The 12738-nt window shown below is 60.3% G+C and carries 14 protein-coding genes; 6 read left to right on the plus strand and 8 right to left on the minus strand.

What is annotated here, in order from left to right:
* Positions 1 to 4: 4 nt before the first annotated feature.
* Positions 5 to 574, minus strand: coding sequence for a glycerol-3-phosphate 1-O-acyltransferase PlsY (gene plsY, locus LG300_RS12025; RefSeq protein ID WP_404375551.1), 570 nt, complete (start codon positions 572 to 574; stop codon positions 5 to 7).
* 101 nt (positions 575 to 675) lie between these two features.
* On the opposite strand from plsY, the gene folB reads away from it, so the two are divergent.
* Complete coding sequence (folB, locus tag LG300_RS12030; RefSeq protein ID WP_404375552.1) at positions 676 to 1056, plus strand: dihydroneopterin aldolase; 381 nt, start codon at positions 676 to 678, stop codon at positions 1054 to 1056.
* A complete protein-coding gene (gene folK, locus LG300_RS12035; protein WP_404375553.1) occupies positions 1053 to 1598 on the plus strand; it encodes a 2-amino-4-hydroxy-6-hydroxymethyldihydropteridine diphosphokinase in 546 nt (181 codons plus the stop codon). Before folB ends, folK begins: the two co-directional genes overlap by 4 nt.
* A gap of 15 nt (positions 1599 to 1613) precedes the next feature.
* Here folK and LG300_RS12040 read toward each other — a convergent pair whose 3' ends face one another.
* Genes LG300_RS12040 through LG300_RS12070 form a run of 7 tightly spaced genes read right to left on the minus strand, consistent with a single transcriptional unit; the run spans position 1614 to position 9384 of the window.
* On the minus strand, positions 1614 to 2735 hold the full coding sequence (locus LG300_RS12040) for a polynucleotide adenylyltransferase (protein ID WP_404375554.1): 1122 nt from the start codon (positions 2733 to 2735) through the stop codon (positions 1614 to 1616).
* The gene (locus LG300_RS12045) at positions 2736 to 3551 is read right to left on the minus strand and encodes a symmetrical bis(5'-nucleosyl)-tetraphosphatase (RefSeq protein WP_404375555.1); all 816 of its coding nucleotides are present in this window, start codon (positions 3549 to 3551) and stop codon (positions 2736 to 2738) included.
* A 21-nt stretch (positions 3552 to 3572) separates the two neighbouring features.
* Positions 3573 to 3950 carry a Co2+/Mg2+ efflux protein ApaG gene (apaG, locus tag LG300_RS12050; protein WP_404375556.1) on the minus strand — a complete coding sequence of 126 codons (378 nt, stop codon included), beginning with the start codon at positions 3948 to 3950 and terminating at the stop codon, positions 3573 to 3575.
* The gene (gene rsmA, locus LG300_RS12055) at positions 3947 to 4795 is read right to left on the minus strand and encodes a 16S rRNA (adenine(1518)-N(6)/adenine(1519)-N(6))-dimethyltransferase RsmA (RefSeq protein ID WP_404375557.1); all 849 of its coding nucleotides are present in this window, start codon (positions 4793 to 4795) and stop codon (positions 3947 to 3949) included. Before rsmA ends, apaG begins: the two co-directional genes overlap by 4 nt.
* 26 nt (positions 4796 to 4821) lie before the next feature.
* Positions 4822 to 5865 (minus strand): 4-hydroxythreonine-4-phosphate dehydrogenase PdxA, encoded by a 1044-nt coding sequence (gene pdxA / locus LG300_RS12060; protein ID WP_404375558.1) that lies wholly within the window; start codon positions 5863 to 5865, stop codon positions 4822 to 4824.
* Complete coding sequence (locus LG300_RS12065) at positions 5865 to 6902, minus strand: peptidylprolyl isomerase (protein ID WP_404375560.1); 1038 nt, start codon at positions 6900 to 6902, stop codon at positions 5865 to 5867. Before LG300_RS12065 ends, pdxA begins: the two co-directional genes overlap by 1 nt.
* Positions 6903 to 6936: 34 nt before the next feature.
* Entirely contained in the window at positions 6937 to 9384 is a 2448-nt protein-coding gene (locus tag LG300_RS12070) for an LPS-assembly protein LptD (protein WP_404375561.1), read from the minus strand.
* Positions 9385 to 9454: 70 nt separating this feature from the next.
* On the opposite strand from LG300_RS12070, the gene LG300_RS12075 reads away from it, so the two are divergent.
* The 4 genes from LG300_RS12075 (at position 9455) to speD (ending at position 12652) form a co-directional block, all read left to right on the plus strand.
* Positions 9455 to 10465, plus strand: coding sequence for an aminoglycoside phosphotransferase family protein (locus LG300_RS12075; RefSeq protein ID WP_404375562.1), 1011 nt, complete (start codon positions 9455 to 9457; stop codon positions 10463 to 10465).
* Positions 10462 to 11124, plus strand: a complete 663-nt coding sequence (gene murU / locus LG300_RS12080) for an N-acetylmuramate alpha-1-phosphate uridylyltransferase MurU (RefSeq protein WP_404375563.1) — start codon at positions 10462 to 10464, stop codon at positions 11122 to 11124. The genes LG300_RS12075 and murU overlap by 4 nt, the downstream gene beginning before the upstream one ends.
* A gap of 94 nt (positions 11125 to 11218) precedes the next feature.
* Positions 11219 to 11638 carry an OsmC family protein gene (locus LG300_RS12085; RefSeq protein ID WP_404375565.1) on the plus strand — a complete coding sequence of 140 codons (420 nt, stop codon included), beginning with the start codon at positions 11219 to 11221 and terminating at the stop codon, positions 11636 to 11638.
* A gap of 219 nt (positions 11639 to 11857) precedes the next feature.
* Positions 11858 to 12652, plus strand: a complete 795-nt coding sequence (gene speD, locus LG300_RS12090) for an adenosylmethionine decarboxylase (RefSeq protein WP_404375566.1) — start codon at positions 11858 to 11860, stop codon at positions 12650 to 12652.
* Positions 12653 to 12738: the final 86 nt, after the last annotated feature.

The following is a 12738-nucleotide window of genomic DNA, read 5'->3' on the forward strand; positions in this document are numbered from 1 at the left end:
GCGCCTACCGGCGAAGATGAGGCTCTTCCCCCCGGCGCAAACGGCGGATATTCAGACCGTGGCGGGCCAGCACCAACAGGCTAAAGCCGCCTACCACGCCAACATAGCCTGGGGCTAACCACAGGCACAGTAGCGGCGCTAACAGCGCGCTGATGAGCGAAGCCGCCGCTGCGGTGCGTAAGCGCCACGCCAGCACTGCCCAGCCGAGCGCCGTTAGCAGCGCCACGCTGGGTACCAACACCAGCAGCACGCCAAACGCGCTGGACACCGATTTACCACCACGAAAGCCATACCAGAGGGGGTAGCTATGACCCAGCAGTACGGCGAGCCCCACGATGCCCTGCAACCATACCGGCAGCGCTAGCAGCTTGGCGGCCAGCACCGCAGGCACCCCTTTTAGCGCATCGAGCAGCAGCGTGGCAGCAGCAAGCCGCGGGCCATACAGGCGCAACACGTTGGAGAACCCAGGGTTACCGGAGCCGCAAAACCTTGGGTCGGCCATACCTGCCCAGCGGCATACGCTTACTGCCGCCAGCCAACTACCGCTCAAATAGCCGATTATTATCCATATCATGGCCCGCCCACCCTGGCATTGGCAGCCAACATCGCTGCCTCTCTGTCGTTTCTCGTCATCCTCAAGTACAATCGCCCGCTTGTTGACCTGGGGGAAGGCCTGTGGACCGCATTTTGATCGAAGCACTCACCGTAGACACCGTCATCGGTGTGTACGACTGGGAACGCACGATAACGCAATCGCTGAGCCTGGATCTATCGCTGGCAACCGATATCCGGCCAGCCGCCGCCACGGATGACTTACACTTAACGCTGGATTATGCTGCGATCTGCCAACGAATCCAGCAGTTCGCCAACGAGCATCAGTTCGCCTTGGTAGAAACCTTCGCCGAGCGCCTTGCCGCCTGCTTGCAGCATGAGTTTCCCATTCCTTGGCTGCGTATGACTGTCCGCAAGCCTGGGGCCGTGCCGCAGGCGGTGAGCGTTGGCCTTGAGATTACCCGCGGTACATTGCCGGAGGCGACCAAGGACCCAAGCCTATGACCCTGGTAACCCTCAGTTTAGGCAGTAACATCAACCCCGATACCCATATCCGCCTCTGTCTAGATGCCTTGGAAGCTACGTTTAGCAGCTTGCAGATATCGCGTATTTTTGAAAGTGAGCCGGTGGGCTTTAAAGATAGCCGTAACTTCTACAATCTAGTGGTGGCCTTTTATAGCGACTGGTCGGTGGGCGAGCTTCAGAAGTGGTCTAAGCAGCTTGAAATCGATCATGGCCGCACCCCCAATATGACCAAATATAGCCCCCGCGCCCTGGATATTGACCTACTTACTGTCGGTAACGCTTGCGGCACGATAGATGGGGTCGCCCTGCCCCGTGCGGAAATCACCCACAACGCCTTCGTACTGCAGCCGCTAGCGGAGCTACTGCCCGACGAGCGCCACCCTGCCTGCCAAACCCCCTATGCCACGCTTTGGAAGCGCTTTACGCTAGGTGACCAGCGCCTGTGGCCAATTGACTTTCATTGGCGAGGCCGCTGGATTTCTCAAGCGGACCCGCAACCCCGCACGGCTATGGCGCGCTAGCGCTCCTGCTATGTTTTAGCTTAACGCGTTGGCAACTGCCTGTTGGCGATGCTGGCGCAGAGCTTCTCCTAATGCAGCCCCACGATACCCTTCACTGAATAGTGCCTGTGGACTCACCGCCTGCGCAGCCTGCCACGCTGCTTGCAGTGGGATTTGGCGCTCCGGTGCTAAACCGCCGATCAGCTGTAGCTGCGCCGTTACCTGAGCGGGCTTGCGCCAGGCATCCAGCCGCTCCAGCCAGTGCAGTACCCCCTCATCGCTTAACGGCTCGTTCAGCAGCGCTTTCGTGAGCGCGGTATGGCGGGCCAATTGCGCCACCGCGTTGGGTAGCCGTAGCCTGCCCGCTAGCGCTTCTCGCTGCTCATCGCTGAGTACCGATACCAACAGTGCGTAGCGCCAATGGGCCAATGGCAATGGGCTATCGACCGGCGCAGGGGCTAGTGCCTCCAGCGCGGCGGTTAGGGTCTCCTCAGCGTCAAACTCCGGCCACCACGTTACCAAAGCGCCGCACGCGGCCAGCGTCGTAAAGTAGCACTCTGGGTTGGGTTCCCCCAGCGCCTTTTCGGTCTCTACCCACACCCGCTCGGCGGCTAGGTGGCCAAGCTCACCACTTTGGCTCACTTGGCGCATTAGCGCTTGGGTTTCCGGCGCAATGGTAAAGCCCAGGTGGGCATAACGGGCTAAAAAACGCGCGGTACGCAGTACCCTCAACGGGTCTTCGCTAAATGCGGGCGACACATGGCGCAGCAGGCGCTGCTCAATATCCCGCTGGCCGTGGAAAGGGTCCGTTAGATGGCCATCGGTACCCTGGGCAATGGCATTGATTGTCAGATCACGCCGAGAGAGATCCTCTTCCAGCGTCACATCGGGGCTAGCATACACCTCGAACCCCCCGTAGCCGTGACCAGATTTACGCTCAGTACGTGCCAGCGCGTACTCTTCCGCTGTTTGCGGGTGCAGAAACACCGGAAAATCCCGGCCAACAGGTTTAAAGCCCCGCTGGCGCATCGCTTCCGGCGTGGCTCCCACCACTACCCAATCATGATCCACCACCGGCCAGCCAAGCAGCGCATCCCGCACCGCGCCGCCTACCCGATACACCTCAAGCCCTTGGGTCAATGCATCCTGTTGAAACACTTAACGGCCTCCTTGCAGGCTGGGTACGCTGGTGCGCTCGCCGGTATCGAGGTTCAGCGCGGTGAGTGCGCCGCCCCATACACAGCCGGTATCCAACCCTTGAACGTTAATCTTCGCATTCGGGGTGCGCCCTTCCAGCGCCGCCCAGTGGCCAAACAGAATCCGCAGATTATCCTGACGAGCAAACTGAAACCAAGGGGCAAACCCTTTCGGGGCGCTATCAAGCCCCTCTTTGGCAGCAAAATCGAGGCGCTCTTGGGCGTTGATAAAGCGCATACGGGTAAACACATTAACAATGCAGCGCAGCCGATCCATCCCCTCCAGATCATCGTGAAACCGGTCGGGCTGATTGCCGAACAGCTGGGCCAGAAACGCGCCAGCGCTTTCGCCCTGTAGTGCCGCTTGCACCTCATCGCTCAGCGACAGCGCTTGCTGGGCACGCCAGCTCGGCAGCACGCCTGCGTGGGTCATCAGCGTATCGCCCTCTTGCACCGCCAGCGGCTGACTCTGCAGCCAATCCAACAGCGCTTCCCGGTTGGGCGAGGCGAGAATATCGTCTAGGGTATCGTTTTTCTTCAGTTTGCCGCCCCCGCGCGCCACCACCAGCAAATGGAAATCGTGATTGCCCAGCACGCAGCGAGCCGTACTCCCCAGCGCCTTGACCTCCTCCAGACAGGCTAGTGAATCTGGGCCACGGTTAATCAAATCCCCTACGAGCCAGAGCGTATCGCTTGTCGGGTTAAAGTGTATCTTTTCCAGCAGGCGAACAAACTCGGCATGGCAGCCGTGCAGGTCGCCAATGACATAGGTACTCATGGGCATTCCCGACTAACAGAATTAGTGCAGTTGGCGTGGCACCGCCAGGCGGAACGGTGCAACGGGCACATCGAAGGCCCGTTGGGTATAGGTGTTGAGCAGCGTGTAGGCGCCTTCCATCACGCCTACCGGCGTTTGCAAAATCGCCCGGCTGGTATAGCGGAAGCGCTGGCCTGGGCCAATTAGCGGCTGCTGCCCCACCACGCCTTTACCGCGCACCTCTTGGCTGTCGCCGCTGCCCTGGGTGATTTTCCAGTAACGCGCCATTAGCTGTACGCTGTGCGGGCTTTGGTTATGAACCGTCACCGTGTAGCTAAACACGTAGCGGGATTCGCTGTCGCTAGACTCTGCGTCACGAAACTCCGGCGTGACGCTCACCTCAATGTCTAAACCGCTCAAGCCTCATCACTCCCCTTAGTATCACCGTTAGCCACTGCGCTGGCCGCCTCATCGGCAGCTACTTGGTTGGCAATTGCCACATACTCCGCCACGGTTAGAGTTTGCGGCCGCCGTGCAGGGTCAATGCCTAGCGCTTCCAACGTGTCGGCACTCACCCGCCCTTTCAGGTTGTTCCGCAGGGTTTTACGCCGCTGGCCAAACGCCAGCTTCACCAGCTCGAATAGCAGCGCCGGGTCATCGGCGGTGTGGGGCAGGTGTTCGTGGGGCGTTAAGCGCACAATCGCGGAATCTACCTTCGGACGCGGTACAAAGGCTTCCGGCGGCACGATGAACAGCTGGTCTACCTGGCAGTAATACTGCGCCATGACGGAAAGACGGCCCCAGTCGGTGCTGCCTGGCTCGGCAGCCAAGCGCTCTACCACCTCTTTTTGCAGCATAAAGTGCATATCGGCAATGGCGTTGCCCATGGTCAGTAGATGCACAATCAGCGGCGTGGAGATGTTGTAGGGCAAGTTACCCACTACCCGCAGCGCCGGGCCATCGCCCTTCAGCTCGGCAAAATCGAACTTCAGCGCGTCGCCTTCATGAATCACGAAGTCGGGGTAGTTAAAAAACTGCACCCGCAGGCCAGGAATCAGGTCGCGGTCGAGTTCGATTACTTCCAGCTTGCCGGTTGCCTCTAACAGCGGCGCCGTCAGTGCCCCTTGCCCAGGGCCGATTTCAACGAGTCGGTCACCTTCACGTGGCCCAATGGCGCGGATGATACGAGAAATAATACCGAGATCCCGCAGAAAGTTTTGACCGAAACGTTTACGAGCGCGGTGCTGCTGAGGCACTTGAGACATCTAACAGTGTTCCTTGGAGGGTTGATTCATGAAGCGGCCAGGGTGCTGGCACGCTGGGCAGCAAGCCGCTGTGCAAGCGATAGCGCAACGCCCAGGCTGTTGGGGTCGGCCATGCCGCGGCCCGCCAAATCCAGCGCGGTGCCGTGGTCCACTGAGGTACGTACCAGCGGTAGGCCAAGGGTAATATTCGCAGCTTGCCCAAAGCCTGCGTATTTTAGCACTGCCAGCCCCTGGTCGTGATACATCGCCAGCACCGCATCGACACCCGCCAAGTGGCGTGGGGTGAACAGCGTGTCGGCGGGCAGCGGGCCTTGGATGTCCAGCCCCTCGGCGCGTAAGGCATTAAGCGCCGGAATAATCGTATCCAGCTCTTCGCGGCCCAGGTGGCCATCCTCCCCCGCGTGGGGGTTCAGCCCGCAAACCGCAATGCGTGGGTTCGGGATACCAAACTGGCGTTGAAGATCGGCGGCCAGCAGGCGGCTAATCCGGGTGACCCGCTCAAACGTGATGGCATCCGCCACGTCACGCAGCGGCAGATGGGTCGTCACCAGCGCCACGCGCAAATCACTGCTGCCCTGCCAGCTCTCGTTATTGGCGTGCAGCGCGGCATCGGTGGCCAGTAGCATCACCACTTCATCCACGCCGCAGGCATCGCGCAGCCACTCAGTATGGCCGGTGAAGCGGGGATAGCCACCTTCGATAATCACTCCTTTATGCAGCGGCGCGGTGACTATTGCCGCGGCCAGCCCTGCTTGGCAGGCGTCCACGGCAATTTGCAGTGTCTCTAGCACGTAGCTGGCGTTGGCGGGGTTAAGCACCCCAGGCGTGGCGGGTTCGCGTAGGGCCGCAGGCCATACCAACAAACGCCCAGGAGACGAGACCTCCAAGCTGCCCGGTGCGGCTTCGACGACCTCTATCGCTAGGCCAAGCAGCTCAGCGCGCTGGCGCAGCATCTGCGGGTCGCCCACCGCTACCGTGTTGGTAAGCTGCCCACGGGCGGCCAGCATTAGCGTTAGCTCTGGCCCAATACCAGCGGGCTCGCCGGTGGTTAATAGCAGCGGCAAAGCCATTAGAGGCGAATATCCACAAAGGCCTGTTCGCGGATTTCACGCTGCCAGATTTGCAGTTCTTCGTTGGCACGACGCTGGAAAATGGCTTGGCGAACCTGCTCCCGACGGCTCTCTTCGGTGACATCCTGGCGGCGACGCTCCAGCACTTCGATAACGTGGTAGCCAAACTGGGAGCGCACCGGCTCGGAGAGCTGGTTGGGGCTAAGCGATGTCATGGCCTCTTCAAAGGCGGGTACCGTTTGTCCTGGGCGTACCCAGCCAAGGTCGCCGCCGTTCATGGCGCTGCCACGGTCGTCGCTGTACTCACGGGCCACGGAGGCGAAATCTTCGCCCTGCTGCAGGCGCTGGCGGGCTTCTTGGGCACGGGCGCGGGCTTGGTTTTCATTGCGCGTAGGGGTTAGCTCTACCAGCACGTGGCGTGCACGGGTCTCTTCAATAAAGGCTTTCCCCTGCTGGCTGGGCTGCTGGCTCAAAAAGCGCTCCACATCGCGATCGGAAACCGTCACTCGCTGGCTGATCTGGCGCTGCTGTACTTGGCGCATCAACATTTCGCGGCGTACATCCTCGCGCACTTCCGCCAACGTCATACCATCGGCTTCTACCGCATCGGCAAACTGGTCCAGGGACATGCCGTTGGATTCGGCAATATTGCGTAGTTGGCGGTTGAGTTCGGTGTCATCCACGCTGAGGTTCGCTTGGCGGGCCATCTGCAGTTGGATTTCATCCATGATCATGCGCTCCAGCACTTGCTGGGCCAGCTGGCTGCGCGGCGGCAAGTTACCGCCTTGGGCCGCCGCCTGCTGTTCCACTTGGGCGATACGCTCATTCAGCTCGCTACGCATAATCACGCCGTCGTTGACAACCGCCACGACGCTATCCAGTTGCTGGCGCTGGGCCGACTCAAAGTTTTGTGCATGGGCGGTCAGCGGAACCAGCGCCGCGCCAGTGCCCAGGCAGAGCACCATCATGCTGCCAACCGACAGCCGTTTTGCCCGTTTTGTGAGGGCGCAGGTCAGCAGGGTCTTTCTGGTCATCATAAAAAGTCTCTTTCAGTCGCTATCAAAGTGGTCGTTAGAGGGGCGTGGGGCGGTAGCCAGGAATCGCCTGTTCAAAGTAGCCGTCGGCCTCTTGACCAACACCACCTAGACCACGAAACACAAAGCGCAAGAATAGCCCGCGGTCGTTGAAGTCATCGCCAATCCGCGCCGTATCGTTATCATCAACCCATTCGCGCCATACCAGCTGCACACCGTAACAGCAGTCGTTCCACTGCAGGCCCGCTAGCTGCTCCAGCGGCCGGTCGTTGGTTTGATCGTGCAGGTAGCGGCCAATCAAATCAATCCTTGGGCTGGCTTTCCAGGCCAGCGAGAGATCCCACTCTTCACGGCTGTAGTCGCGGAAACCATCGTCCCCCGGCACCACGCTCGGGTCGAACCCTTCGATCTCCCAACGGTAGCCAAGGTTCACTACATGCCCTTCTGGATGGCGGTAGCGTACATCCACGCTGGAGCGCTCGGTCTGTTCGCGCTCGTCATCGTAGAGCCATTCGTAGCCGGTGCTCCAGCGATCGGTGATCTGCCAATCCAAGCGAGTGACCAGCGGGGAGCGGTCGCGGGTCGCCTGGTAGCGGCTCTGCGGATTGACGGTGGGGGCTTCACTGGGACGTGGCGGCAAGGTATCCGGGTCGCCTTCGCTATCAATCCGCCGTTCGGAGAAGTAGTAGCTTTGGCCCACGCCCAGGGTGAGCCGGTCGCGTCCGGCGCTATCTTCGATAAAGCGTGACTGCACGCCCAATGACACCCGATTGAGGTCACCCACGCGGTCGGCACCGGAGAAGCGGTGCGGCGACCAAAGCTGATCCCAGGAGAACGCCCGTTCGCGACTATCGAAATCGGGCAGTTGGGTCTGGTCGGTGCGCGGCACGTAGGCATAGTTCACCCGCGGCTCTAGCGTTTGCCGGTAGTCGCGCCCGCCCAGTTCAAGCTCGCGCTCGAAGACCAAGCCACTGTCGATGGAAGTAATCGCCACACTGCGGGTGGGCGAGGTAGCACGGTCGGTCACGCGGTCGCCATAATCCAGCTGGTAAGCGGTGTGCCATAATTCGGTACGCGGTTCGATGTAGCCCCAGGGCTGCTCGTAGCGCCAGCCTACGGCGGGGGTTAAGTGCAAGCGCGAACCGGTTGCCGCTTCGCGCTCTGGCACCCGCCGCTCATCCACATCGCGCCAGAAGTAGGTGGCATTTGAGCGCCACTGGGTATACAGGCCGCTGCCCAACTGCCAGTCGGAGTTGGCAGTTAAGCTGGGCAGGCGATAAAACGGACGATCGGTGTCGCTGAGCGGGTCTTCCAGGCGCTGAAAGCCCTGGGCGCGGGCATCCAGCTGCCAGCGTTCACCCCGGTAATCGACCTGGGCCAAGCGCTCCATACTCACGCGGTCGCTGTTGCCGAACTCACCGCCAAAGTCGTCAAAGTAGCGGCCATCGCTGGCCGCGCCGTAACGTAGCTGGTAGTGGCTGCGTGGCGCTAGCGTGCCCGCGTGCTGGGCATCAATATACCAGCGCTGCTCGCCTTCAAAGCGGTTGTCGCCGTTATTGGTGCCGCCATCGCTATCGAGATAACCGCCCTCTATCAGCCCTTGGCTCTGTTCCAGCAGGTAGCGGTACTCGCCATTGAGCAGCAGCCCACGGTCGGACATCCAGCGCGGCGTAATGGTGGCGTCCTGATTCGGCGCGATGTTCCAGTAGAATGGCTGGGTGTAGTCAAAGCCGTCGCTGGAAAAACTGACCGAGGGCGACAGCAGCCCGGTATGGCGGCGGTCATCAATGGGGAAGCGTAGCCACGGCCAGTAAAACACCGGTACATCTTTAACTTCTAGGCGCGCATGGCGGGCAGTGCCAAACCCGGCAGCTTGGTCAAGGCGAATATCGCTACCCACCAACTGCCAGCTATTGGCGCCGGGGTCGCAGGTGGTAAAGGTGGCATCCTGCAGGCGGTACTGATTTTCGCCGGTCTGCTCTAGCTGGCTGGCCTGGCCGCGCAGGTGCTGGTCGTAGAGTACGTAGTGGCTGTTACGCAGCGAAGCGCGGTCTTCATTCAGCATGAGGGTGGCTTGCTCGCCACGCACCAGGGCCTGTCCGTCGCGGATAGCCAGGTTGCCCTCGGCCTCCACCCGCTGGCGGTCTGCGGGAAGAAAGACGCGCTCGGCCTCAAGCTCGGTATTGCCCCGGCGCAGCACAACGTCGCCGCGCAGCAGTGCCTCTCCATCGGCGGCATAATCCACTTCCTGGGTTTCCACCGAGAGCGTTTCCGGGTTCTCCTCCGCTGGCAAGCGGTAGCCGGGCATCACATAGCGCCCCCGGCACAGCTGTTGCGGCGCTTCGTCTTGGCTCCAGGCCTGCCAGTCCAGGGCCTCTGCGGGCAGGGCTTGGCCCTGCGCCACCGCTGAAAACGAGGCGCCAGCGAGCAAACTGCCCAGCAGCGTATGCGCAACCGGTGCGGTGCGCGAGATTCGCTTGCCCATGTTCGTTATCCTTGGCATCCAGAATCGGTATTATACAGCCCGCATGATGCCCGACCAGCAAGGAGCTTGCATGTCCTCTTCTCGGATTGACGCCCTCACTCAGTGGGCGGCGCAACACCACGGCCTTGATAGCGCCGCCATTCGCCTCTCTGCTGCGGGCGGCGACGCCAGTTTTAGGCGCTATTTTCGGCTAACGCTGCCGAATGGCAACACCCAAATCGTCATGGATGCCCCCCCGGCCCAGGAGGACTCGACGCCGTTTGTGGCTATCGGCCAGCGCTGGCACGCCGCCGGACTCCCTGTGCCCACCATTCACGCCAGCGACTTAGACGCCGGTTTTTTGCTGCTTGATGACTTAGGTGACACACCGCTGCAGGCCACCTTTAGCGATCCGGCGCGCACGGAACAAAACCACCTTGCCGCGCTTTCGCTGATTGCCGAGCTGCAAAACCGCGCCAACCCAGCCGCCCTACCTGCTTACGATGCTGCCCTGCTCGGCAAGGAGCTGGATCTGTTTCCCGAATGGTGCCTAGGGCGCTGGCTGTCGTTACCGGTTCCCGATAGCTGGGAGGCGCTGCGCGACACATTAATCCAACGCGCATTGGAACAGCCGGTGGTGAGCGTTCACCGCGATTTTGATGCGATGAACCTGATGCTGCACGATCAAACGCTTTATATGATCGACTTCCAGGACGCCGTGGCAGGCCCGCTCAGCTATGACGTTATTTCCCTGCTGCGGGGCCGCTACTGCCGCTTTAGCCCTGAACAGTTTGCCTCCTTCGTCGGCACGTTCTATCAGCAGGCGCGGCAAGAGGGTCGCCTGACCCGCTCGGTCAGCGAGGCAGCCTTTTTAAACCAGTGCCACGCCATGGCTGCCCAGCGCTCGCTGAAAGTGCTAGGCATTTTCTGTCGGTTGACGCTGCGCGATAGCAAACAGGGCTATTTAGCCCGCTTGCCCCACTTTTTGGCGCACCTGGAAGATAGCCTAGCGGCCCTATCGCAACACCGCGAGTTTGCCGATTGGGTAACGGGCGTGCTGCGCCCGGCAATTATGCAGCGTCTGGAAGAGGACGCTCCATGAAGGCGATGATTTTGGCGGCAGGCCTTGGCAAGCGGATGCGCCCACTCACCGATCACTGCCCTAAACCATTGCTGCCCGTAGCGGGCAAGCCGCTCATCGTCCACCACCTGGAGCGCTTAAAGCGTGCGGGCATTGATGAGGTGGTGATCAACGTGAGCTACCGCGCCGAGCAGATTATGGCGGCGCTGGGGGATGGCTCGGCACACCAGCTGCGTATTCACTGGAGCCAGGAGCCGAGCCCGCTGGAAACCGGCGGCGGCATTCAACAAGCGTTGCCGCTGCTGGGCGATGCGCCGTTCTTACTGGTCAATGGCGATGTGTGGTGTGACTACCTACCGAGTGCTTCCGCGCTGGTAGCAGGTGATCTGGCGCATCTGGTGTTGGTGGATAACCCCGCCCATCACCCTGAAGGCGATTTTGCACTTCGCCAAGGGCGCGTTTCACCACACGGGGAGGCTCGCTTCACCTTTGCAGGCATCAGTTTGATACGCCCGGAACTGGTCGCCGGTGAGCCCCCCGGTGCCTTTGCGCTGGCGCCGCTATTAAAGCGAGCTATGGCAGATCAGCACGTTAGCGGCGAGCACTTTGCGGGCCACTGGGTCGATGTGGGAACACCTGAACGGTTGGCCGAGCTTGATAGGCACCTTCAATCAGCCTGATACCCGTCGGTGGCGCACGATGAAGCCGTGCGTTGCCCCCTAGAAATGTTATGCTGCGCGACTTACCTTTCGTCGCCAAGATGAGGAGAGCAACGTGAAAGCACGGGTAAAATGGACCGATGGCCGCCAGTTCGTGGCGGAATCCGGTAGTGGACACAGCGTTGTGATTGACGGCCCACCCAACCATGGCGGCCGCAACACCGGCCCTCGGCCGATGGAAATGCTGCTAATGGGCATGGGCAGCTGCACCGCCTTTGATATTTTGAACATTCTTGATAAGGCCCGTGCGGATGTCACCGACTGCGTGGCCGAGCTGGACGCCGAGCGCGCCGATGAAGTGCCGTCTGTGTTCACCAAGATTCACGTCCACTTTGTGGTCACTGGTCGTGGCTTGAAAGAGAAACAGGTTCAGCGGGCCGTGGAGCTTTCGGCCGAGAAGTACTGCAGCGCCTCAATTATGCTGGTGAAGGGCGGCGTTGAGGTCACCCACTCCTACGAGATTGTCGAGGCTTGAACCACACGCCGCGACGGCTCCCCTCGGGTTCAAAAAAAATTGCGTGGCCGGATGCAACCCACGCCGCAGGCGGGCATAATACGCCCGCTTGTTTTTCCCCATACTGCGTAGTGCGGGGCCGCCTGATGAATCGCGGCTGCGTCAGCACGGTAACAAGTGTTTATCGGTTCCGGCGCTGGATCGTCGGGGTGTCTTCATCTGCCATAGGGAGGTTCGGACGTGTCAGATAATCTCCGACTCCACGGGTTCAACAACCTGACAAGCTCGTTGAGCTTCAATATTTACGACATCTGTTACGCCAAAACCGAAGAGCAGCGTGCGGCTTACATCGACTATATCGATGAGCTTTACAACGCCGAACGTTTGACGCAGATTCTTAAGGACGTGACGAATATCATCGGCGCTCATGTGCTGAATATTTCGCGCCAAGATTACGAGCCCCACGGCGCCAGCGTAACCATCCTGATCGCTGAACACGAGCTGGATGAGCCAACCGCAGGGCAAACCGAACCGGGTCCTGGTCCGCTACCGGAAACCGTGGTGGCCCACTTGGATAAAAGCCATGTGACGGTACACAGCTACCCGGAATCGCACCCCGACAACGGTATTAGCACCTTCCGCCTGGATATCGATGTTTCGACCTGTGGGCATATCAGCCCGCTGAAAGCGCTGAACTACCTGATCCATAGCTTCGACTCCGACATCGTCACTATGGACTACCGTGTGCGCGGCTTTACACGGGATGTGGACGGCAAAAAGCTGTTTATTGACCACGACATCACCTCGATTCAGGACTACTTGGCGGAAGACACCAAGCAGGCCTACCAAATGATCGACGTGAACGTGTATCAAGAGAACATGTTCCACACCAAGATGCTGCTGAAAGACTTCGAACTGGATAACTACCTGTTCGGCACCTCCCGCCGCGACATCACCTTTGAAGAAGCGCGGGATATCGAAAGCCGCCTGCGTAAAGAGATGCTGGAGATCTTCTACTCCCGTAATCTCGATTAAGGCATTGCTTTAATCGAGATAGACTTAAAACGGGATATCCAGCCAACGAAAAGCCGCTCCGGGCAAATGGGGCGGCTTTTTTTATC

Source organism: Vreelandella aquamarina, assembly GCF_044805175.1.
Lineage (GTDB): Bacteria > Pseudomonadota > Gammaproteobacteria > Pseudomonadales > Halomonadaceae > Vreelandella > Vreelandella aquamarina_B.